A 22,049-nucleotide genomic window follows, 5' to 3' on the forward strand; every position below is an offset into this window, starting at 1 on the left:
TCTTGAAGGCAGCCTTAAGCTGCCCTCTATTATTCTTTTTCTACCGCTAACAAGCTGACCAAACCTGAAGCTTTTCTTTCAATTTCGTTCCATTCTAACAAGGGAACCGACCCCGCCACAATGCCAGCGCCCGCAAAAACGCGAATTTTATTTTGTTCAATAAATGCGGACCGAATGGTGACACAAAACTCAGATTGTAACTGGCTCATTACGCCAAGCGTGCCTGCATACCAACTGCGGTCAAAATTTTCTGTTTTTTGTAAAAATTGCACCGCACTTTGTTGTGGCAATCCCGATACTGCTGCGGTAGGATGTATTGCAGTTAAACAAGCGACATCACTGAAATCAGACTTTAATTGCCCTTGAATGGCACGTCGTAAATGTTGAACTCGGCGTAAGCGTTTCACTTCCACAGGTGCAACATGAATATCCTCAACATAATTTGCCAAGTTATCGCAAATATCTTTCACCACTAATAAATTTTCATGATCATTTTTAGGATCATTCAGTAACCAATCGGCTTGTTGCTGAGTTTGAAGCGGATCTTCACTCACCATCGCCGTCCCTGCCAATGCTTCAGTATTCAGTTCTGTACCATGACGTTGGTATAAACGCTCTGGAGTTGATCCCACAAAACTTTGATGCTCATCGAGTGCCAATAAAAAATGATAACAACCGGTATTTTGTTGCTCACTTTCTGCAATAAAATCTTTTGCATCAAGAGGTTGAACAGTTTCAAATTGATTTTCATTTGCCAGCACAACTTTAGTAAAAGTGCCTTTTTCAATCTCATCTAATGCCTGTTCGACCCAATGACACCAAGTTTGTTGATTCGCTTTTTGCCCTATCCAGCGGACTTTTTGTTGGATAGGCTCAAGTGCGGTGAATTTTGCGATATTTTTTAGTGCTGTCAATGCGGCTTCTTGTTCTGCCACAATATTTTTTTCATTATCAATATATAAAGTAGCGATAACTTTATCGCCCTCTTGTGTTAACACAAGTCTCGGCAACCAGAAATTCACTTGTTTATCAAAGGTTAGGCCGCCAACTAATTGCAAATTTTGTGCTTGCACAAAGGCTTGTGCAGATTTCTCATCAAAAAATGACCGCACTTTTCCAATAGTCGCCATGCGCAATGCGGATTGGCGGAAATTCAAATAAAACTGTGGATACAAGGATTGCGCTTTCAACCAAGATAATAAGTGCGCTGACATTTGACATTCCGATTGGAATTGCGTCACACCACTGGTAGTTTGTTGAAATTGATGATCCTTAAGCTGTGCAATTAAGCTCGAACACAAATTTTCCATTGAATTTTATATAAAAATGATGAATTAAAATGAAATTATTTTAACCCAAATAAAAAAATTTTTTTAGTAAATCTTTTATTCTCTTAAAAATCGGGGTAAAGTGCGGTTATGTTTTTTCTATTTTCTGAGGACGATGTATGGAGTTTTTCCCAAAATCTGACAAATTAGAACACGTTTGCTATGACATTCGTGGGCCGGTACATAAAGAAGCCCTACGCCTTGAAGAAGAAGGGCATAAAATCTTAAAACTCAACATCGGTAATCCTGCCCCATTTGGCTTTGAAGCCCCTGATGAAGTGCTTGTGGATATTTTGCGCAACTTACCTTCTGCACAAGGCTATTGTGATTCAAAAGGTATTTATTCTGCACGCAAAGCGATTGTGCAATATTACCAATCTAAAAATATTCGCGGTGCGACGGTTAATGATGTGTATATTGGCAATGGCGTCTCTGAATTAATAACCATGTCATTGCAAGCATTGTTAAATAATGGCGATGAAGTCTTAATTCCTATGCCTGATTATCCATTATGGACAGCGGCAGCGACTTTAGCAGGCGGTAAAGCAGTTCACTATCTTTGTGATGAATCATCCGATTGGTTCCCAGATGTAGAAGATATTAAAAGTAAAATCACTTCTCGTACAAAAGCAATCGTGGTAATTAATCCCAATAACCCAACGGGAGCGGTTTACAGCAAACAAGTATTACAAGACATCGTTGAAGTTGCTCGTCAACATGGGTTAATTATTTTTGCTGATGAAATTTACGACAAAATTTTATACGATGGCTCAGAACATCATCATCTTGCGGCATTAGCGCCTGATTTATTAACTATTACGTTTAATGGATTATCAAAAGCCTATCGTGTTGCCGGTTTCCGCCAAGGTTGGATGATTTTGAATGGTCCAAAAAATCATGCAAAAGGTTATATTGAAGGTTTAGATATGCTGGCTTCGATGCGTTTATGTGCGAACCATCCAATGCAACATGCCATTCAAACAGCATTAGGCGGCTATCAAAGCATTAATGAATTTATTTTGCCAGGTGGACGTTTATTGGAGCAACGAGATAAAGCCTTTGAATTGATTAATCAAATCCCAGGTGTAAGCTGTGTGAAACCCAAAGGTGCGCTTTATATGTTCCCTAAACTTGATGTAAAAAAATTCAATATCTATGATGATGAAAAAATGGTATTAGATTTATTACGTCAAGAAAAAGTCTTATTAGTGCATGGACGCGGATTTAACTGGCATAGCCCAGATCATTTCCGTATTGTGACCTTACCACATATTTCTACCATAGAAGAGGCGCTAAACAAACTCGCCAGATTCTTAGAAAATTATCGTCAATAAAAAGAAAGGCACCAGAAGGTGCCTTTTGTTTACTTAGCCTAAAACAATTTTTCCATTTCTTTTGAACGCGCAATGCAAGCTTGCATCGCTTGTTCAACGATTTTATCCAGTTGGTGCTGGTTAAATTCAGCAATGGCGGCAGCGGTGGTGCCACCTTTAGAGGTCACATTTTCTCTCAACTGAACTAAAGACAACTGTGGATTCTCCACCACCATCTTGGCCGCACCTAAAGCCGACTGCTGAACTAATAAACGTGCTTGTTGTTCCGTAAAATCCATATTTTGTAAAGCTTGCTGCATCGCCTGCATAAACAAGAAAAAATAAGCAGGACTCGATCCTGAAGCGGCAGTAACAATATGCATATCTTGCTCATCGTCCACCCAACAACTTTGCCCTACCGCATTCAATAAGTCCTGTGCGAACTGTTTATATTCAACCCTAGTTTGTGGCGAAGCATATAATCCTGACATACCTTCCGATACTAAAGCTGGCGTATTTGGCATAACTCGCACAATATGCTGAGCAGAAGGCAACAACGCAGTTAAACGCTGAACAGAAATCGCTGCCATAATTGAGATAATTAATTTATGCTCAACATTCAATCCGGCCAACAAAGAACAAACTTCCGCTGCTGCCTGAGGCTTCACTGCTAATACCATTACTTCTGCTTGTTCAACAGCTGTCCGATTATCAACGCTGATATTCACCCCTTTCTGTGCAAAAAATTGACGCTTTTCTTCGTTAGGATCACAAACTGTAATCAAGTTTGATGGATAACCTTTTGCCAACAAACCAAGTACAATCGCTTGTGCCATATTGCCGCCGCCAATAAAACAAATTGATTTATATTCCATACTTTCCCCGTTCCTAAAAACACAATGTGGTTGATTATACGTCACTTTGATTAATTCACCATGATTTTCATAAAACTATGCTAAAATTGACCGCACTTTCATAACATTTTATAAGGATTCTTTATGTGGTTTAAAAATGCGCTTATTTACCGTTTAACTAAGCAGCTTGATTGGTCAGAACAACATTTACAACAAGCTCTTGCCGCCCATGAATATCACCCTTGCCAACAATCAGACATGAGTAAATTTGGTTGGGCAGCACCATTAAAAACCAGCGAAGCGCTTTATTTCAACAATGGAAAACAAATATTATTAACCGCACATAAAGAAGAAAAAATATTGCCTAGCCATGTAATAAAAGCGGAATTAGATCAACGTATTAATCAAATTGAACAGCAAGAAAATCGCAAATTAAAGAAAACTGAAAAACAGGCGCTGAAAGATGATGTAGTTGCAGTGTTACTCCCTCGTGCATTTAGTAAAAATCAATGCACTGCGATTTGGATCAACACAGAAACAAATCTTCTTTATGTGGATAGTGCTTCAACAAAACGCGCAGAGGATGCTTTGGCATTATTGCGGAAATCCCTCGGTTCTTTGCCAGTAGTGCCATTAAGTTTCTCTAATGATCCTGCTGTTGTTATGACAAATTGGCTTAGTGAAGACAATTTACCGCCTTATTTCACCGCACTTGAAGAAGCTGAATTAAAAGCAGCGGACAATCAAAGTGTTATTCGTTGTAAAAATCAGCCTTTAGACAGTGAAGAGATCCTTTCTCACTTGGAAAAAGGAAAATTCGTCACGAAATTATTGCTAGACTGGGATGAGCATTTAAGTGTGGTATTGTCGGAAGACGGCTGTCTAAAACGCTTAAAATTTGCCGATCAAATTCGTGAAAAGAATGACGATATTTTAAAAGAAGATATCGCCCAACGTTTTGATGCTGACTTTTTATTAATGACCAGCGAATTAACACAACTTACAGAGAATCTATTAGACGCCTTTGGTGGTGAAAAAGAGCGCCTTTAATTTATGAATAATCAGCAAAAATCGGTTTATGATAGCGAAAATTTCTTTGCGCTTTATCAAAAATTGCGGGCCAATCCCATTAGCTTAAATAACATTGTGGAGAAACCCACAATGCTATCCTTACTGCCTGATTTACAAGGTAAAAAAGTGCTCGATTTAGGGTGTGGTACAGGCGAACATTTACAGCTTTATTTGCAAAGAAAAGCAAAATTTGTCATGGGCATAGATCTATCAGAATCCATGCTACAACAAGCTGAAAAAAATCTTGCCGATTTTCAACCGCACTTTGCATTACAGCAGTTGCCAATGGAAAGACTTTCTCAGCTTGATGAAAATCAGTTTGATTTAATCACAAGTTCTTTTGCTTTCCATTATGTGCCGGATTTTGCCACCTTATTGCAGGATATTTATCAAAAATTATCCGCCAATGGATATTTAATTTTTTCCCAAGAACATCCAATTGTGACCGCTTATCAAGGAGGAGAACGCTGGGAAAAAGATGAGAATAAACAACAAGTTGCTTATCGTTTGAATTTCTATCGCGAAGAAGGCGAACGCGATCGCAGTTGGTTTAAGCAACCCTTTAAAACTTATCATCGCACCATGGCAACGATTATTAATCAGTTGATACAAACAGGGTTCCAAATTGAACAAATCGTCGAGCCGATGTTGGCAGATCAACCTGAATGGCATAATGAATTTAGGGATCTGCAACATCGCCCTGTTTTATTATTTGTGAAAGCAAAGAAAAAATAACTAATTGTATCCAATGGGTTATTTTAATGAGGCGTTTAGAACGGATGTTTCACTAATGGACTAACTCGATTTTCTAAACATTCTTTTACGCAAAGTACTCTTTCTCTTATAAAATATTTTTCTTGTTCCGCCGATATCGCCCAAGACACAAAAGAAACTAAATAAGAGTAAGCTAATTCTTGCCAGCTAGCATAATTGGCATCGATACATTCTCCCGTTGTAGCTAATAGTTTTCGTAATTCATCTTCATCAAGATATCCACAGGCATAGCTTGCTCTTGCTACCCAAATTAATCTGATTAAATGGAAAGCAGCTGCATTGGTTTGTTTCGCCTTTGGAGTAAAATTCATTCCAAATTCAGTGATAAGATTATCGATTTCCTCAATATCAGCAGACGCTAACATTACTTTTAGATCATCATTTACAGCTTCCCACAGCCCCTCAATAGTTTCAATCGCTGATTCACTATCTTTAATTTCCCAAGATAATTCAAAGCTATCCTTTAAACCACCACTTTGCAATGGATCTGTCGCATACTCTAACGCATTAATATAGAAGAATTCTCCAGCTTTAACGCGATGCTCTGGTTGAAAATAAGGATTCTCTGCTAATTTTTTAAGATTTTTATTATCCGTAATTGCGATATCACTAGATTCGTATAAAACGCTCGCTAAAACAGCTTTTTCTTCGTTAGCACTATTGATAAGTAATTTTGGCGTTTTTGTATACAGTATTTGGAAAGGCACTTTCACATCTGAATTTTCCATGACTTTCTTCATAATCGCCCAAATGGCTTGAAAAACGACATAAAGTCCAAACATAGCAATGATGAGAATCGGCAACCATTTACCTAGAAAAGTGGCATTTTCCAACGTTTCATAAAGGCCAAGTTCAAACATCACATACCACATAATGCTAAATATCATTAGACTTCGTACAAGTTTCATACTGTTCTCCTTAAATTCAAACTTCTTTAACTCTAACATAATGTCAAAAAAAAGAACAACTTAGCTATTTTATTTTCGTTTTTAATTTTAACGACTAATAAAAAGACAAAAAAATTCTTGCCAAGCTCATTTTTTTGCAGTAAGTTGAATAGCAATTAACCAATTAGGAAAACAACATGATTTTTAACCGCGCTTTTCATCATCATTACAAAACCTGATTTATCTTTCAGGCGCTTTGTAATGCTTGGAAGATAAAATTCTTCCGAGTGTGCGGCAAACCCAATTCATCAACCTCTCGGAAGTGATTTCGAGAGGTTTTTTATTAACTAAAATTACAATAATACAAGGGATAAAATATGACAAATACAACAAGATTACGCATTGCAATGCAAAAATCAGGGCGTTTAAGCCAAGAATCCCAAGCCTTACTCAAACAATGTGGGGTCAAAATTAATCTACAAGAACAACGCCTTATCGCTTACGCAGAAAATATGCCGATCGATATTTTGCGAGTGCGTGATGATGATATCCCAGGTTTAGTGTTTGACGGCGTGGTCGATCTTGGGATTGTGGGCGAAAACGTGTTGGAAGAAGCACAATTAGATCGCCAAGCCAGTGGCGAAACGGTGGAATATAAACTGCTCCGCCGTTTAGACTTCGGCGGTTGCCGTTTGTCTATCGCCGTGCCACAAGATGATCATTATCGTAATATCAACGACTTACAAAATGCCCGTATTGCTACATCGTACCCGAATTTGCTCAAACGTTATATGCAACAGCAAGGAGTAAATTTTAAAACCTGTTCGCTGACAGGATCAGTGGAAGTCGCACCACGAGCAGGGCTTGCCGATGCCATTTGTGATTTGGTGTCTTCAGGTGCAACCTTAGAAGCTAACGGTTTAAAAGAAGTGGAAGTGATTTATCGTTCAAAATCTTGCTTAATTCAACGAGCAACCGCTTTAGATACCGAAAAACAAGCCCTTGTGGATAAATTGCTCACTCGCATTCAAGGGGTACAACAAGCGGCAGAATCGAAATACATTATGCTCCACGCCCCAAAAGACAAATTAGCGGAAATTACCGCACTTCTGCCAGGGGCAGAAAATCCAACGATTTTACCGCTAGCCCAAGACGAGCAAAAAGTCGCAATGCACGTTGTCAGCCAAGAAAATCTGTTTTGGGAGACAATGGAGAAATTAAAAGAGATTGGGGCAAGTTCTATTTTGGTACTGCCGATTGAGAAAATGATGGAATAGCTTGTTACTTTTACTCACAAGTTCGCACTACGTGCCGTTGGCGAAACCAACGTTCAAAATCCTACGGATTTTGTCTTTGCGTTGCCAAAGACAAATGTGAAAACATTTGAATGTTGCCTTTAGGCAACAGCCCGAAGGGCGAGCAAGGCGAGTAAAAGTAACCAAAAGAAAGGCAACCCTACTTCGTTGCTATTCCGCTCTTAGATGAAATTTTTTAACGGCTAATTTTGCAACTCGCCAACTCCGTTGGCTCAAACACTCAAAATTAACCTAAAAATTTCATCACAAGCGGGCAACTCAGAAGGGAAAATAAATTCTAAAGATCGTTATAAAAACTTAGGGTTAAAAAATGCAAACACTGATTTGGAATAACTTAACAGAAACCGAAAAACAAACCGCACTTTCACGCCCTGCACAAACAGTGGGCAACCAAATTACCGTGGCAGTGAATGAGATCAAAGCCAATGTGCTGGCGAATGGCGATAAAGCGTTGTTTGAACTGACGGAAACCTTCGATAAGGTAAAACTGAACAGCCTTGTCATTTCTGAAGAGCAAATTGCCGCTGCAAGGGGGCGGATCTCGCCAACATTGTGCAAAGCGATTCAAACCGCCAAAGGCAATATTGAACGCTTCCACCAAGCGCAGAAAAATCAAGAAGTGGATATTGAAACCCAAGCAGGCGTGCGTTGCCAAGTGCTAACTCGCCCAATTGAAAAAGTGGGCTTGTATATCCCAGGTGGCTCTGCTCCGCTCTTTTCGACGGTGTTGATGCTTGCCGTGCCTGCCAAAATTGCAGGTTGCAAACAAATTGTGCTGTGCTCGCCGCCACCGATTGCCGATGAAATTCTTTATACCGCTCATTTATGTGGGGTAGAAACCATTTATACCATTGGTGGTGCCCAAGCTATTTTTGCGATGGCAAATGGTACTGAAACAGTGCAAAAAGTGGATAAAATTTTCGGGCCGGGCAATGCGTTTGTTACCGAAGCCAAACGCCAAGTGATGATGAATGGCACGGCGATTGATATGCCTGCAGGCCCTTCCGAAGTGCTAGTGATTGCCGATGAATTTTCGGATCCTGATTTTGTAGCAAGCGATCTGCTCTCTCAAGCGGAACACGGGGCAGATAGCCAAGTGATTTTAGTGACGGACAGCTTAGCCCTTGCCCAGCAAACCGAACAAGCGATTGAACGCCAACTTGCCTTGCTCCCACGCCAAGAGACCGCTCGCAAAGCCCTTGAGCATAGTCGCATTTTTATTTCTGATGATTTGCAACAATCTGCCCGAATTAGCAATGCCTACGCCCCTGAACACTTGGTGGTGCAAATCGAAAATCCACGCAATTTACTGCCTTTTTTAGATAACGCAGGCTCGATTTTCTTAGGGGCGTATTCCCCTGAAAGTATGGGCGACTACGCCAGCGGTACTAATCACGTTCTGCCGACCTACGGCTACACCCGCACTCATTCAAGTTTAGGTTTAGCCGATTTCAGCAAACGAATGACGGTGCAAGAACTCACGCCACAAGGCTTTAAAAACCTTGCAGAAACCGTAATGTTAATGGCAGAAGCCGAGCAGTTAGAAGCTCACAAGCAAGCCGTGGCAATTCGTTTAACCAAATTGGAACAGGAGTAATTGATGTCAATTTCATCACTTTCACGCAAAAATATTCAAGCCTTAACGCCCTATCAATCGGCTCGGCGATTAGGGGGAAAGGGAGATATTTGGTTAAATGCCAATGAATATCCAACCTCGCCAGATTTTGATTTAACCCAACGAACCTTTAACCGCTACCCTGAACCACAGCCGCAAGCGGTGATTGAGGGGTATGCCAAATACGCTGGCGTTAGCGTGGACAATGTGTTGGTGAGCCGTGGGGGCGATGAAAGTATCGAGCTAATTATTCGTGCCTTTTGTGAGGCCGACGACAGCGTGCTGTATTGCCCACCAACCTACGGAATGTATGCCGTGAGTGCGGAAACCTGCAGTATCACCTCAAAAACCGTGCCGCTGACTGCGGATTTCCAACTGAATTTAGCCGAAATCGAACGCAATTTGGCGGACGTGAAAGTGGTGTTTGTGTGTAGCCCCAATAACCCAACAGGCACCCTCGTCAATCGAGCAGATTTGTTAGCCTTATTAGAAATGACGAAAAACAAAGCCATTGTGGTGGTGGATGAAGCCTATATCGAATTCTGCCCCCAAGCAACAATGGCAACGGAGCTGAAACATTATCCGCATCTCGCTATTATCCGCACCCTGTCCAAAGCCTTTGCCTTGGCTGGTTTGCGTTGTGGTTTTACCCTTGCTAACCCAGCGTTGATCAACGTGCTACAAAAAGTCATCGCCCCTTACCCTTTGCCCGTGCCAGTGGCAGATATTGCCACCCAAGCCTTGCAATCGGCTGGGATTGAGGCAATGCAACAGCGAGTAGAAGAAATTTTACAAAATCGCACCGCACTTATTGAACAACTGGAAGTACTACCAATTGTGGAAAAAGTTTATCGCAGTGATGGCAATTACATATTAGTGAAATTCAAAGATGGGGAAAAAGTCTTCAATACGCTTTGGGAGCAAGGCATTATCTTACGCAATCAGCATAAAGCATTAGGATTAGCAAATTGTATTAGAATTACCATTGGCTCAAAGTCCGAAATGGAAAAAACCTTGCAAGCTATTAAAGCCATATAAACAAAAGTACGCCTTGGCGTACTTTTGTTAAGGATATTTTTTGCATAAAGTGCAGTGGATTTTACTGCACTTTTTCTGCTAATAAGCGTTGAATTAATTTGGCGTTCGCTGGCGGGAATTGCCCTGCGTCCAATTCCGTTTGATCTAACCAAAAGCCTGATTGTCCTTCTCGTCCGAAAGGTTCACCCACCCATTGTTCAACCAGATAAAAATAAAAATGGAGAACCTTGTTGGGATATTCAAATAAAAATTGTTCAAAAAGCACCGCACTTATCACATGGATACCAATCTCTTCTTCCAACTCGCGTTTTAGCGCTTGTTCAGGCGTTTCATTAGCATTAACTTTCCCCCCCGGAAATTCCAAGGCTTGTGCAAAATCTTGCCCTTCTAAACGCTGCGTAAGATAAATTTGCCCAAATTCATTACGAATAATGCCTGCGGCAACTTGAACGATTTTTTTCTTCATATTAGATCCTGTGAGTAAAAGTGCGGTATTTTCTACCGCACTTTTTTATACTCTCGCGCGATTGCCATGGCAATGTTTATATTTTTTGCCCGAACCACAAGGACAAGGTTCATTACGACCAATCTTGCGTTCATTTTCAGCGATGGCGACTTGTTCATTTTGCTCTTCAGTAGCACCATTATATTGCATAGCCTGTGCTTGACGCTCTGCTGCTTCTTGATAAGCACGTTCCGCTTGTTCAACTTCTTCTGGCGTACGAACCTGAACACGACTTAATGTTCTAATCACACTAAATTTCAACGCATCTAACATATTGGTGAACATGGCAAAAGATTCTTTCTTATATTCTTGTCTTGGATCTTTTTGCGCATAGCTACGCAAATGAATTCCCTGACGTAAGCGATCCATTGAAGCCAAATGTTCTTTCCATAATTCATCAAGAGTTTGCAACATAATACCTTTCTCGAAATTACGCATGGTTTCTTCGCCAACCATTTGTTCTTTACGTTGGTATTCACTTACCGCTGATTCTAAAATACGATCACGTAATTTGTATTCATCAAATTGGTTATCTTCTTCTAACCAATGTTGAAGCGGTAAATCAAGCGCAAAATCTTGTTGTAGGCGCAATGTCAATCCTGGGATATCCCATTGTTCTTCCAACGATTGTGGTGGAACATATTCATCAATCACTGCATTAAATACATCTTCACGAATAGCCTGGATCGCTTCTGATACATCGCCATTATCCAATAATTCATTACGTTGAGCATAAATGGCATGACGTTGATCATTCGCCACATCATCATATTGAAGTAGATTTTTACGACCATCAAAGTTATGCGCTTCTACTTTTGCTTGTGCAGAAGCAATAACCTTCGCTAATAGCTTAGATTCCATCGCTTCGCCTGGCGTACTGAAGGCTTTTCTCATCATGTTTAGTTTGCCTTCATTTAAGTAAATACGCATTAAAGCATCATCTAATGACAGATAGAAACGAGAAGAACCTGGGTCACCTTGACGGCCTGAACGTCCACGTAGCTGGTTATCGATACGACGAGATTCATGGCGTTCCGTACCAATAATATGTAAACCACCCGCTTGTTTTACGATCTCATGACGTTTTTCCCAGTCCGCTTTAATTTGTGCGATCTGTTCTTCGGTTGGATTTTCAAACTTAGCAATTTCAGCGCGCCAGTTACCACCCAATACAATATCCGTACCACGACCCGCCATATTAGTTGCGATAGTTACTGCACCTGGATAACCTGCATTAGCCACAATTTCTGCTTCTTGCGCATGGAATTTCGCATTCAGTACATTATGTGCAATCCCTGCTTTCTTCAATTCATTTGAAAGTAATTCCGATTTTTCAATGGAAATGGTCCCAACTAAGACTGGCTGTTGACGAGCAACGCAGTCTTTGATGTCTTCAATAATCGCATCAAACTTGTATTGTTCGGTTTCAAACATCACATCAGTGCGATCATCACGAATCATCGGCAAATTGGTTGGAATAACAACGGTTTCTAAACCATAAATTTGTTGGAATTCAAAAGCTTCCGTATCCGCTGTCCCCGTCATACCCGCTAATTTCTCGTATAAACGGAAATAGTTTTGATAAGTAATAGAGGCAACAGTTTGGTTTTCACCTTGAATTTCCACACCTTCTTTGGCCTCAATGGCTTGGTGTAAACCATCTGACCAACGACGCCCCGCCATTGTACGACCAGTATGTTCATCAACGATCACGATTTCGCCATCTTTAACCACATAATCCACATCTTTTTGGAATAAGGTATGCGCGCGCAAAGCCGCATTAATATGATGCACCAAGCCTAAACGTTGTGGGGAATACAAGCTTTCATCTTCACCCATTAAACCTTGTTCAACTAACCATTTTTCGCATTTTTCCTGACCGCGTTCTGTCATATGCGCTTGTTTATGTTTTAAATCAAGTGAATAGTCGCCTTCACCTTGGAATTCTTCACTATCTTCTTTCTCTTGTTCTACCAAAAGCGGAATTAATTTATTGATCGCAATATATAATTCTGAACTGTCTTCAGCAGGACCTGAAATAATCAACGGGGTACGCGCTTCATCGATCAAAATCGAATCCACTTCATCCACTAAGGCATAATGTAACGGACGTTGGAAACGCTCAGCCGCAGAATGTGCCAAATTATCACGCAAATAGTCAAAACCAAGCTCACTGTTTGTCGCATAGGTAATATCTGCTTGATAAGCTTCACGTTTCACATCATGTGGCAAGCCTGGCACGTTCACCGCCACACTCATGCCTAAAAATTCAAATAACGGACGGTTTGTTTCCGCATCGCGACGCGCTAAGTAATCATTCACTGTTACTACATGAACACCTTTACCTGTTAAAGCATTCAAATAACAAGGCAAGGTTGCGGTTAAGGTTTTCCCTTCACCAGTACGCATTTCGGCAATGTTACGTTGCGTCAACACCATGCCGCCTACTAACTGCACGTCAAAATGGCGCATACCGAGAGTACGCTTACTCGCCTCTCTAACGGTCGCAAAAGCTTCTGGCAAGAGCTGCTCTAAGGCTTCGCCATTTTGTAAACGCTCACGAAACTCGGCTGTTTTTGACCGCAGTTCTTCATCACTTAATGCTTCAAAAGTTGGTTCTAAGGCATTGATTTTTTTAACTTGTTTATTTAAACGACGTAAAATACGATCGTTACGGCTACCAAAAATTTTGGTCACAATAGTTCTTAACATAATTCTGTTCTCTGTTGAATAAAAAATAAAATGTGCAATTGCACAAGGATAAAAATGAGATGAATTATGCCAAAGGGCTACCACGAATTGGCGCGTGTGCGAAATGAATTGCCGCCACAAAGTGCGGTTGAAATTCGGTGAGTTTTACCGCAACAACACCGCTCTGCTGAATTTGCGCAGCTTGCGCTTTTTCTTGATGAACTTGATAAATAGTTCGTAGCGTTTGTTGCTGAATAGACTGATTTTGATAGGTATTTAAGTGTTCCGTTCTATCAACGGCTTGCACATCAGGCAAAGCAAAAATCGCAATCATACTAATAAATAATTGCGACCAAAAACTATGCTTACCCTTTGTTAACATCATTAAAATTACGGATCCTAAAAAAATTGAATTAAATTATAGCGAAAATTCGTTACAATGTCGTTAAATATTGGGATGATTGGCGAGAAAACAAGCGATGAGCATAAAAAGATATCAAAAAACAGTCAATGTGAAACAGTTGTTAGAAAAATCCGATTTCGCACAACTCATGCAAAAAGGATTACAAATTTATGCTTTTGACCAACATATCCAAAAAGTTTTCCCAAGTCAATTCAAAGGGTTATATCGTGTTGCTAATTTCACAGAAGACACATTGCATTTTGAAGTCGCCAATGCCATGGTACGCCAAGCCTTTTTATTCCAACAAAAAGTATTGCTCACACAAATTCAGCAAAGTCATCCCCATATCCAACACCTCCAGTTTAAAATCAACCCTGCTTTAAGCTAAAAAGTGCGGTCTTTTTCACCGCACTTTTTGTTTCTACTTTATTTCTTGCAAGCCTTAATAATATCCATATCAGGACGATAAGTATCACTAATATGCGACATATCCATCAAACCAAAAACGGTGCTGAAAATATTATCGTGAGAATAGGATTTTTCCGCTGCATTTTTACGTAAACATGCTAAATCAACGCCTTCATATTTTTGCCAAGTTGGTGAAAACCACATAACCATAGGAACGCTTGTTTGCTCTTTCGGTGCAATCGCATAAGGTGCAGAATGTAAATAAACGCCATCTTCGCCCAAGGATTCACCATGATCTGACACATAAAGCACCGCACTTTCCCATTCATCACGTTTTTCTAATTTAGCAATAACTTTGTCAATGAACTGATCAATATACAAAATTCCATTATCATATGTATTGACAAGCTCTTGATTTGAACATTTGTTAATTTCATTAGTATCACAAGTTGGCGTAAACTGGCGATATTCCGGAGAATAACGCTCATAATAAGTTGGTCCATGACTACCAATCGTATGTAACACTAATAAAAGATCGCGTTGGCTTTTATTGACAATTTCATCAAATTTCGTCAATAGAACATTGTCTAAACATTCGCCATTATGGCAAAACTCCGCTAAATTTAATTCTGTGACATCCATATTAGGCACGTTCTTACACACGCCTTTACAACCCGAATCATTTTCTAACCACATCACATCAACATTTGCACGTTGCAACACATCTAATAAATTGTCTTGATGATCTGCTTGTGTATTAGAAAAATCTTTACGATCCAATGTGGAAAACATACAAGGCACCGAAATCGCGGTTGCGGTACCACAACTTGATACATCTTTGAAATTAATGATTTGATCGCCTCGTTTCGCTAACAATGGGGTGGTTTGACGAGCATAACCATTTAATCCCCAGTTTTGCGATCTTGTCGTTTCGCCAACAATGAGAACTGTAACATGGCGATAATGATCAGGTTTATCTTGTGCGACTGCTAAATCTTGTTGCAAATAAGGCATATTGTTTTCACGCCATTCTTTGCTCTTTTTAATGGTTGCGCCAATAAAGTTAGAAGGTACAAGTAAATGGGTTATGCTTTTATTGTTACGGAAAAAAGCGGCATAATCTTGATAAAACACTTTAGCAACGCCCGCAAACACTAATACGGATAATAAAATTAAGCCTAAACGCACCGCACTTTCTTTCCACCAAAGGCGATAGCGCACTTTCACCCAGCAATAGAGCAATGCAGGAATAATACCTAAACCCACAACCCAAACCACAAAATTCGTGGTAACCAACCTTAAACTTTTCGCGGCATTTGTTTGCAATACATTCGTCAACATCGTGGCATCAAAGTAAATATCGAAAAAGACCATGTTATAAGCAACAACAGCGCTAATCACAATTAAACAAGGAATGATAACTTTGTGCAGAACAGGGATTGCAATAAGCTGAAATGCCGCATTAAGAATGACAAAAATCACTAAGGGCATGGTATAAATAAAATAATCCGTTGGACTATTTGTTAGCGGATTGACTGATAATACTTTGCGGTAAAAGGCATAATTTAGTACCACAGTAAAATAAAGTGATACCCAAAATATTAATATTGAAGAGGACACAGCAGGTCTTTTCAATTTCATAGCTAAACTCCAAAATAAAAGCATATAAAAAGCGTTCACTTAGAGTTTTTCGTACATAGGAAAGTTCCTATTGCCAATAAAAAAGTGCGGTCTTTTTCACCGCACTTTTTGTATAACTTTTAACATTGAGCGAATACGCGTTGACGAATTTGGTCAAAGTCTGTGAGATTATGTAGCATACCGTTTTCAAAAATGAGTTGCAGCTTGTCATCACTGAAATCATCATCTGCGGTAAGTCCATCAATATAATGATCCCAATCCAAGACTTTGACGCGACCTTTTTGCGATTTTTTCAAACCATCGTCGGTTTTTGGTGCTTTGAAAATGGCTTTTTCTTTGCCATCAATAATAATGGAAGTGGCTTTTACTGCAAAACCTAAGGTATCTCGCGTATTGCTTTGATAAGTCCGAGAACCTACGCCAAATACGATATTACTTGAAGCAAAACCTTTTGTTTTCAGTCCATTGAGAATATTGATCATTTTCTCGAAATTCACACCGTCGCCATAAATAACACCGATATGTGGATCTAATACTTTGTAGCCTTTGCTATTCACCACGCCACCAAAAATATCCCATAGGCTTTCGATCAAACCTTTGCGTTCAATTTCTGTTTCTGCATTGAGATTACCACATAAAATATCCATGGCATCACCACTATCAGGGCGGATAACAATTTTTGCCATGTCTGGACGCGCCATAATTTCATCTTTCAAAATAGGGAGATTGACGCCAATGTTATGCCAAAAATCCGTTGTATCAGCCACAATCGATAGCATATTGTTAGGGAATTTTTTCATTAAATAACGGAAAGTTGGCAATTCATCCACGCCATGCGAACTCATCACAGAATGTTCGCTAGCAGGAATGGAAGTACCAATCAGTTCTTTTGAGCCATAATAATATTCAACATAAGAAATCGCAGGAATGGTATCAGTGCCTAAGAACGCAGTTAAATGTGCAGCGCCAGAACTTTCCGTGGTTTCTAACGAACTCATTCCACGCATAGAAAAATCATGGGATTGAAAAGGAATATGATCTTGGTTATCACAGGTTTCTTGCGCATATTGTAATAATGTTTTGCGGTAAAGACGGGCAATTGAAGCCGATGTCATTGGTTGCCATAAAGAAACATTGATCATCGTTTCAATATAGTTGGTCAACCAGAAGAAATCTTTATGCGTATTTTCAATGGTCATTACTGGCACTTTTAACGCCACAGATTGCCCTTCAGGAATAGCTTTAATGCGCAAAGGCAAATAACCAAGCTTGTGCAATTGGGCAATATGCTCTCCCGTTGTTTTCATGCCTAAAGTGCGGTCAATAAAATCAATATATTCATTGAGAATTTCATCTAAAGGGCGAGCAAAAAAGTTCTGGTTAAAATAATTGATGAGATACTTAATAATAAAGCCTTGAAAACCAAAACAAACAACACGATCAATATGAGGCGCAAGTTTATTGCTGCGTGGCGTGAAGGTGCTATAAATAACCTGTGATTGTTCAGGATATTGCTCACGATGAGAAACTTTATAAAAATCGCATAGCAAAATAGGCATTGCAGTTGCAGATAATGCATAAGGTGCAGAAGAAGGGTTATGTTGCATAGTCACTTTCCTTATCATCGATAATTTTTTGGAAAGTGTAACAGTTTTCAGAAAAAATGAAAGCTATATATCACAAAGTGTAAACTTTAATCAAAATAGAATGAAAATTTGTAACATTTACTTCACTTTAAAACATGCAATCAATTCCCCAACTTTAATACGTTTATCGGAACGTTGACTAATTGAGCGTTGCACTCTGATTTTACGCAAATAAGCATCGCGATAAATCTCACGCGTAAAGGAAGTATCATGGTTAGATATAAACACAGGAATATGGCGTTCTTGTTGAGTTTGTTTGGCTAATTCCGCTAATGCTCGCTGGTGATGTAAGCCAAAATCATGACCTGAATATTGCGTAAAATTGGAATCTTGCTCTAAAGGCGCATAAGGAGGGTCACAATAAATAACAGAATCTTCATCCGCCAAAGCGAAAGTATGGTGGAAATCTGCACAAATAAACACCGCACTTTGTGCCTTTTCCGCAAAGAAACGCAATTCTTTTTCAGGAAAATAATGTGTTGCATAGGAACCAAAAGGCACATTAAATTCATTTTTGGCGTTATAACGACAAAGCCCATTAAAACCAAATCGATTGAGATACACAAATAATACAGAACGCCAGAAAGGATCGGTTGATTGATTAAATTCATCTCTTTTCGCGTAATAATAGCTCGCTGTATTCGCATTGCTATGAAAAAAGATGGGACTTAATGCGTCAATATAGCGATCCACGTCTTGTTTAACCGTATTAAAAAGATGGATCAAATCAGGATTGATATCCGCGAGCACATAGCGTTCAAATTGACTATTTAAAAAAACAGAACCTGCGCCAACAAAAGGTTCAACAAGGCATTTTTTATGTTTGGGCAATAAACGATTAATGTCATCAGTTAAACGGAATTTTCCACCAGCCCACTTCAAAAATGAGCGATGTTTTTTAACGATTGGTACATCCTTCCCTTTAACTGATTTTGGCATTTGAATAAGGGCTAATCTAATTGAGAACAAGCTTCAATAGCGGCTAACACCAAGTTTTTATCTGTGTCTGTTGCTACATAAGCTTGTCCCAACGATTGTAATAAAACTAAGCGTAACTTACCCGCCAATACTTTTTTATCGCGCATCATATGAGGTAAGTAATCTTCAGGTTGCATGGTATCAGGGCTAACTGTTGGCAAATTCGCTCGCGCCAATAATTTTTCTAAGCGTCCAACATCTGCAATAGAAATATGACCTAATTTTTCCGATAGCGCAGCAGCCATCATCATCCCAGCCGCAATGGCTTCACCATGCAACCAATTGCCATAACCAAGATGTGTTTCAATGGCATGACCGAAGGTATGACCTAAATTTAACAAAGCGCGATCGCCTTTTTCAGTTTCATCTCGAGCCACAACATCCGCTTTAATTTGGCAACAGCGGGCAATACAATATTGTAACGAAGTTTGTTCTAGTGCAACTAAGCTATCAATATGCTGCTCTAACCATTGGAAAAAATCCACATCTAAAATAGCACCATATTTAATCACTTCAGCTAGTCCCGAATTGACTTCACGTTTAGCCAAGCTATTAAGCGTTAAAGTATCAATAATCACTGCTGCTGGCTGATAGAAAGCACCAATCATATTTTTACCTAATGGATGATTTACTGCTGTCTTACCGCCTACCGATGAATCTACTTGTGCTAATAATGTGGTTGGAATTTGAATAAAGCGAACACCACGCTGATAACTTGCCGCTGCATAACCTGCTATATCGCCAATAACACCACCACCTAAAGCAATAATAGTGGTATCACGTCCATGATTTTCAGTTAAAAGTGCGGTGTAAATTTGCTCTAATGATTGAAGACTTTTATATTTTTCCCCATCAGAAAGCAACACATGACTTACCTGACAACCAATTTGTTGCAAGGTATGAGTAACAGTTTCTAAGTATAAAGGTGCAATGGTCTGGTTAGTGACGATCATCACTTTATCACCAGATTTCAGTGGATAAACTGAAGTATCAGTCAGCAAGTTCTCACCAATATAAATTGGATAACTACGTTCTTTTAACTCAACCTTTACACACTGCATTATCGGCACCTTTATCCTTAATTAGCCATGAAAATTATCAATAAGATCAATAATCTGGTTAGCCATCACTTTTGCACTTTGCTCATCCGTTGGTAATGTGATGTCTGCAATTTCTTCATATAATGGGTTACGTACTTTTGCTAAATCTTCTAATACTTGACGTGTATCTTCCACGCCTTGCAATAAAGGACGTTTTTTGTCACGCAAAGTACGCTCATATTGTTTATCTACTGTTGTTTGTAAATAAATAACAATACCACGTGCAGATAAATAATTACGTGCATCTTTGGAAACAACTGCACCGCCACCAGTTGAAAGTACAATACCCTGCTTTTGCGTCAACTCATTAAGAATACGCTCTTCGCGCTTACGAAATCCTTCTTCGCCTTCTAAATCAAAAATCCAACTGATATCAGCACCCGCGCGTGTTTCAATTTCAGTATCAGAATCAATAAATTCCATGCTGAGTTGTTGTGCTAATTGACGGCCAATGGTACTTTTTCCAGCCCCCATTGGTCCAATTAAGAAAATATTACGTTTTTCTGCCATTGTTAATTATCTTTTTTAAATTCTTCGAGTAAAAATGTGATCTCTTATCGCTTCAACAAAGCTCAATAAAATGAGATCTCCTAAACTGCGAGATTATCGCAATAAATTGCCCTGTTTTTCAACCTAAAAGGGAAATATTTTCCGTATTTTTATGCATAAACTGCCAAATACGAAAACTTAGACAAATTCCACCGCACTTTGTTAACCGCGGGGATGAAATTTTTCGTGTAAACGCTTTAATCGTTCTTTGGCGACATGGGTATAAATTTGTGTCGTTGATAAATCACTATGCCCCAACAACATTTGCACAACTCGCAAATCAGCACCATGATTGACTAAATGGGTGGCAAATGCATGACGTAGTACGTGAGGAGAAAGGCTGTCGCTATCAATATCTGCCAAAATGGCATAATGTTTTATGCGATGCCAAAAAGTTTGCCTTGTCATTTGTACTGCGCGCTTGCTAGGGAAAACCACATCTGAACTTTGCCCATTCAATAAAATAGGGCGACCATATAAAACGAACTGATTAACCCAATAGGCTGCTTCTTCGCCCATAGGCACAATGCGTTCTTTATTACCTTTACCAATGACGCGAACAACCCCTTGTTGCAAGCTGATACTGTCCATGGTTAAAGATACCAATTCTGTGACGCGCAGCCCTGTCGCATACAATAATTCCAACATGGCTTTATCACGCAGTTCTAAAGGCTCATCGGTGCAGGGGCAATTCAGCAAATCCCCTACTTGTTCTTCGCTCAAATATTTAGGTAAACGACTAGGCAATTTAGGCGAGCTTAATATAGCACTGGGATCATCCTGACGATATTGCTCTCGGTACAAATATTGAAAGAGCTTTCTCATCGCACTTAATAAACGCGCGGTACTGGTTGCTTTGTAGCCTTTTTCTACACGTTCGCCTAAAAAATGCTGTAAATGGATGCTATCTAATTCTAGTAAGGTTAAGGTTTGTTGCGCAGACCAATCAGACAACGCGGTTAAATCAAGGCGATAAGACTGAATCGTATTATCTGATAAGCCTTTTTCTAACCAAAGTTCATTGAGAAATAAGTCAATAAGTGCGGTGTCTTTCATCTTAGTTTTGAATTATAAACCAAAATCATCTGGTAAATGTTTCAGCATTTCTTGCCATATTGCCGTACTACTCTCACGATTTGTCGCCATACAAACCGCTGCTTTTTCATAATCTTTTGCCTCGCAAGCTTGGAGCAATGACAGATAAAAAGCCATGGTAAGCTGGCGTGATTTTGGATTAGAAAAGAACAACTTCGCCACTTGATGATACATCGCTTTAAAGCTATTTAAAATTAAGCCATAAACAGGTTTGTTACCCACAAAGGTGAATTGACGGAATAATTGATAATCGAACTCGGCATAAGCTTGAGCGTCGTCCTCAAGTGCGGTCAAATTTTCAAATAATTTCAGCGAAGCCTCAGGATTGGTGCGAATCGCTTCTGGAATATAGTATTCCGCCATTCTGGTACGCAACGACACCACATTCGAAATAATGGTTGGCATCAGGCTACGATCAAGTTGGATAAGGGTACTAATAATATTTGGGCCACCCGTTTCCCAAATCTGATTCACTTTAGTTGGCTTACCATGTTGAATATTTAACCAACCCTCTCTTGCTAAACGTTGTAATACTTCTCTTAAGGTTGTGCGAGTGACACCAATTTTATCCGCCAGCTCACGTTCCGCAGGCAAATCAGAGCCTGCTGGGAAATGATTATTCCAAATACATTGAACAATATATTCTTCCGCTAAAGCGGCTGGACTTTGTGCTTTTAACAAAATTTGTTGGTTTGTCATCTTTATTTTTCTTTAATTTAGATCAAAAAAATACTCAAAATGAGTGAATACGCTGGCAATTTTTTCATTTACAAGTGAAAATAGCAAGATATTATCACTTTAAAATAATAGATATGCAAAACATATATTAAGGATGTA

General features: G+C 39.5%; 20 protein-coding genes and 1 other annotated feature. Of the genes, 7 read left to right on the forward strand and 13 right to left on the reverse strand.

The genetic code is table 11. The annotated features are described in order from the left end of the window. Window positions 1-29: 29 nt before the first annotated feature. Entirely contained in the window at window positions 30-1,310 is a 1,281-nt protein-coding gene (locus tag ACUXZ4_RS09445) for an isochorismate synthase (protein ID WP_464972947.1), read from the reverse strand. A gap of 137 nt (window positions 1,311-1,447) precedes the next feature. Between ACUXZ4_RS09445 and ACUXZ4_RS09450 the strand changes: the two genes are divergently transcribed. After that, complete coding sequence (locus ACUXZ4_RS09450) at window positions 1,448-2,662, forward strand: pyridoxal phosphate-dependent aminotransferase (RefSeq protein WP_464972948.1); 1,215 nt, start codon at window positions 1,448-1,450, stop codon at window positions 2,660-2,662. Between the two features lie 38 nt (window positions 2,663-2,700). On the opposite strand, the gene proC is transcribed toward ACUXZ4_RS09450, so the two are convergent. Further along, entirely contained in the window at window positions 2,701-3,516 is an 816-nt protein-coding gene (proC, locus tag ACUXZ4_RS09455; protein ID WP_464972949.1) for a pyrroline-5-carboxylate reductase, read from the reverse strand. A 123-nt stretch (window positions 3,517-3,639) separates the two neighbouring features. Between proC and rdgC the strand changes: the two genes are divergently transcribed. After that, entirely contained in the window at window positions 3,640-4,545 is a 906-nt protein-coding gene (gene rdgC, locus ACUXZ4_RS09460; RefSeq protein ID WP_464972950.1) for a recombination-associated protein RdgC, read from the forward strand. 3 nt (window positions 4,546-4,548) lie between these two features. After that, a complete protein-coding gene (locus ACUXZ4_RS09465) occupies window positions 4,549-5,301 on the forward strand; it encodes a class I SAM-dependent methyltransferase (protein WP_464972951.1) in 753 nt (250 codons plus the stop codon). Between the two features lie 35 nt (window positions 5,302-5,336). Here the strand turns inward: ACUXZ4_RS09465 and ACUXZ4_RS09470 are convergent, their stop codons facing one another. Then, on the reverse strand, window positions 5,337-6,248 hold the full coding sequence (locus ACUXZ4_RS09470) for a DUF1266 domain-containing protein (protein ID WP_464972952.1): 912 nt from the start codon (window positions 6,246-6,248) through the stop codon (window positions 5,337-5,339). Window positions 6,249-6,444: 196 nt separating this feature from the next. Further along, window positions 6,445-6,571: a sequence feature (His leader region), on the forward strand. Between the two features lie 33 nt (window positions 6,572-6,604). Here ACUXZ4_RS09470 and hisG point away from each other — a divergent pair. The 3 genes from hisG to hisC all read left to right on the forward strand — a co-directional run bounded on the left by hisG (window position 6,605) and on the right by hisC (window position 10,196). After that, window positions 6,605-7,504 carry an ATP phosphoribosyltransferase gene (hisG, locus tag ACUXZ4_RS09475; protein ID WP_464972953.1) on the forward strand — a complete coding sequence of 300 codons (900 nt, stop codon included), beginning with the start codon at window positions 6,605-6,607 and terminating at the stop codon, window positions 7,502-7,504. 349 nt (window positions 7,505-7,853) lie between these two features. Further along, on the forward strand, window positions 7,854-9,140 hold the full coding sequence (gene hisD / locus ACUXZ4_RS09480) for a histidinol dehydrogenase (RefSeq protein WP_464972954.1): 1,287 nt from the start codon (window positions 7,854-7,856) through the stop codon (window positions 9,138-9,140). 3 nt (window positions 9,141-9,143) lie between these two features. Further along, window positions 9,144-10,196, forward strand: a complete 1,053-nt coding sequence (gene hisC / locus ACUXZ4_RS09485; RefSeq protein WP_464972955.1) for a histidinol-phosphate transaminase — start codon at window positions 9,144-9,146, stop codon at window positions 10,194-10,196. 61 nt (window positions 10,197-10,257) lie between these two features. Here hisC and mutT read toward each other — a convergent pair whose 3' ends face one another. The 3 genes from mutT to secM form a co-directional block, all read right to left on the reverse strand. Then, window positions 10,258-10,662 (reverse strand): 8-oxo-dGTP diphosphatase MutT, encoded by a 405-nt coding sequence (mutT, locus tag ACUXZ4_RS09490; RefSeq protein WP_464972956.1) that lies wholly within the window; start codon window positions 10,660-10,662, stop codon window positions 10,258-10,260. Window positions 10,663-10,707: 45 nt separating this feature from the next. After that, window positions 10,708-13,413, reverse strand: a complete 2,706-nt coding sequence (gene secA / locus ACUXZ4_RS09495) for a preprotein translocase subunit SecA (RefSeq protein WP_464972957.1) — start codon at window positions 13,411-13,413, stop codon at window positions 10,708-10,710. Window positions 13,414-13,477: 64 nt separating this feature from the next. Continuing rightward, window positions 13,478-13,777: a secA translation cis-regulator SecM gene (gene secM, locus ACUXZ4_RS09500; RefSeq protein WP_464972958.1), complete on the reverse strand. Its 300-nt coding sequence runs from the start codon at window positions 13,775-13,777 to the stop codon at window positions 13,478-13,480. A 94-nt stretch (window positions 13,778-13,871) separates the two neighbouring features. Between secM and ACUXZ4_RS09505 the strand changes: the two genes are divergently transcribed. Further along, window positions 13,872-14,183: a DciA family protein gene (locus ACUXZ4_RS09505; protein WP_464972959.1), complete on the forward strand. Its 312-nt coding sequence runs from the start codon at window positions 13,872-13,874 to the stop codon at window positions 14,181-14,183. A 38-nt stretch (window positions 14,184-14,221) separates the two neighbouring features. On the opposite strand, the gene ACUXZ4_RS09510 is transcribed toward ACUXZ4_RS09505, so the two are convergent. The 7 genes from ACUXZ4_RS09510 to fadR all read right to left on the reverse strand — a co-directional run bounded on the left by ACUXZ4_RS09510 (window position 14,222) and on the right by fadR (window position 21,911). Beyond that, window positions 14,222-15,844, reverse strand: a complete 1,623-nt coding sequence (locus ACUXZ4_RS09510; RefSeq protein ID WP_464972960.1) for a phosphoethanolamine transferase — start codon at window positions 15,842-15,844, stop codon at window positions 14,222-14,224. Between the two features lie 119 nt (window positions 15,845-15,963). Next, a complete protein-coding gene (locus tag ACUXZ4_RS09515; RefSeq protein WP_464972961.1) occupies window positions 15,964-17,451 on the reverse strand; it encodes a nicotinate phosphoribosyltransferase in 1,488 nt (495 codons plus the stop codon). 117 nt (window positions 17,452-17,568) lie between these two features. Then, window positions 17,569-18,429: a Dam family site-specific DNA-(adenine-N6)-methyltransferase gene (locus ACUXZ4_RS09520; RefSeq protein WP_464972962.1), complete on the reverse strand. Its 861-nt coding sequence runs from the start codon at window positions 18,427-18,429 to the stop codon at window positions 17,569-17,571. 11 nt (window positions 18,430-18,440) lie between these two features. After that, window positions 18,441-19,529, reverse strand: coding sequence for a 3-dehydroquinate synthase (gene aroB / locus ACUXZ4_RS09525; RefSeq protein ID WP_464972963.1), 1,089 nt, complete (start codon window positions 19,527-19,529; stop codon window positions 18,441-18,443). Between the two features lie 21 nt (window positions 19,530-19,550). Continuing rightward, complete coding sequence (gene aroK / locus ACUXZ4_RS09530; RefSeq protein ID WP_464972964.1) at window positions 19,551-20,078, reverse strand: shikimate kinase AroK; 528 nt, start codon at window positions 20,076-20,078, stop codon at window positions 19,551-19,553. A gap of 201 nt (window positions 20,079-20,279) precedes the next feature. Then, the gene (gene xerD, locus ACUXZ4_RS09535; RefSeq protein WP_464972965.1) at window positions 20,280-21,173 is read right to left on the reverse strand and encodes a site-specific tyrosine recombinase XerD; all 894 of its coding nucleotides are present in this window, start codon (window positions 21,171-21,173) and stop codon (window positions 20,280-20,282) included. A 12-nt stretch (window positions 21,174-21,185) separates the two neighbouring features. Then, on the reverse strand, window positions 21,186-21,911 hold the full coding sequence (fadR, locus tag ACUXZ4_RS09540; protein WP_464972966.1) for a fatty acid metabolism transcriptional regulator FadR: 726 nt from the start codon (window positions 21,909-21,911) through the stop codon (window positions 21,186-21,188). Window positions 21,912-22,049: the final 138 nt, after the last annotated feature.

Source organism: Reella acinonychis (assembly GCF_052828705.1).

Excerpts from the sequence above, each read along its gene's own strand:
- xerD (WP_464972965.1), bottom strand. The coding sequence starts at position 21,173 with ATGAAAGACACCGCACTTATTGACTTATTTCTCAATGAACTTTGGTTA.
- proC (WP_464972949.1), bottom strand. The coding sequence starts at position 3,516 with ATGGAATATAAATCAATTTGTTTTATTGGCGGCGGCAATATGGCACAA.
- secM (WP_464972958.1), bottom strand. The coding sequence starts at position 13,777 with ATGATGTTAACAAAGGGTAAGCATAGTTTTTGGTCGCAATTATTTATT.
- mutT (WP_464972956.1), bottom strand. The coding sequence starts at position 10,662 with ATGAAGAAAAAAATCGTTCAAGTTGCCGCAGGCATTATTCGTAATGAA.
- ACUXZ4_RS09510 (WP_464972960.1), bottom strand. The coding sequence starts at position 15,844 with ATGAAATTGAAAAGACCTGCTGTGTCCTCTTCAATATTAATATTTTGG.
- ACUXZ4_RS09520 (WP_464972962.1), bottom strand. The coding sequence starts at position 18,429 with ATGCCAAAATCAGTTAAAGGGAAGGATGTACCAATCGTTAAAAAACAT.
- aroK (WP_464972964.1), bottom strand. The coding sequence starts at position 20,078 with ATGGCAGAAAAACGTAATATTTTCTTAATTGGACCAATGGGGGCTGGA.
- ACUXZ4_RS09505 (WP_464972959.1), top strand. The coding sequence starts at position 13,872 with ATGAGCATAAAAAGATATCAAAAAACAGTCAATGTGAAACAGTTGTTA.
- ACUXZ4_RS09445 (WP_464972947.1), bottom strand. The coding sequence starts at position 1,310 with ATGGAAAATTTGTGTTCGAGCTTAATTGCACAGCTTAAGGATCATCAA.
- rdgC (WP_464972950.1), top strand. The coding sequence starts at position 3,640 with ATGTGGTTTAAAAATGCGCTTATTTACCGTTTAACTAAGCAGCTTGAT.
- ACUXZ4_RS09465 (WP_464972951.1), top strand. The coding sequence starts at position 4,549 with ATGAATAATCAGCAAAAATCGGTTTATGATAGCGAAAATTTCTTTGCG.
- fadR (WP_464972966.1), bottom strand. The coding sequence starts at position 21,911 with ATGACAAACCAACAAATTTTGTTAAAAGCACAAAGTCCAGCCGCTTTA.
- aroB (WP_464972963.1), bottom strand. The coding sequence starts at position 19,529 with ATGCAGTGTGTAAAGGTTGAGTTAAAAGAACGTAGTTATCCAATTTAT.
- ACUXZ4_RS09470 (WP_464972952.1), bottom strand. The coding sequence starts at position 6,248 with ATGAAACTTGTACGAAGTCTAATGATATTTAGCATTATGTGGTATGTG.
- ACUXZ4_RS09450 (WP_464972948.1), top strand. The coding sequence starts at position 1,448 with ATGGAGTTTTTCCCAAAATCTGACAAATTAGAACACGTTTGCTATGAC.
- hisD (WP_464972954.1), top strand. The coding sequence starts at position 7,854 with ATGCAAACACTGATTTGGAATAACTTAACAGAAACCGAAAAACAAACC.
- hisC (WP_464972955.1), top strand. The coding sequence starts at position 9,144 with ATGTCAATTTCATCACTTTCACGCAAAAATATTCAAGCCTTAACGCCC.
- ACUXZ4_RS09515 (WP_464972961.1), bottom strand. The coding sequence starts at position 17,451 with ATGCAACATAACCCTTCTTCTGCACCTTATGCATTATCTGCAACTGCA.
- secA (WP_464972957.1), bottom strand. The coding sequence starts at position 13,413 with ATGTTAAGAACTATTGTGACCAAAATTTTTGGTAGCCGTAACGATCGT.
- hisG (WP_464972953.1), top strand. The coding sequence starts at position 6,605 with ATGACAAATACAACAAGATTACGCATTGCAATGCAAAAATCAGGGCGT.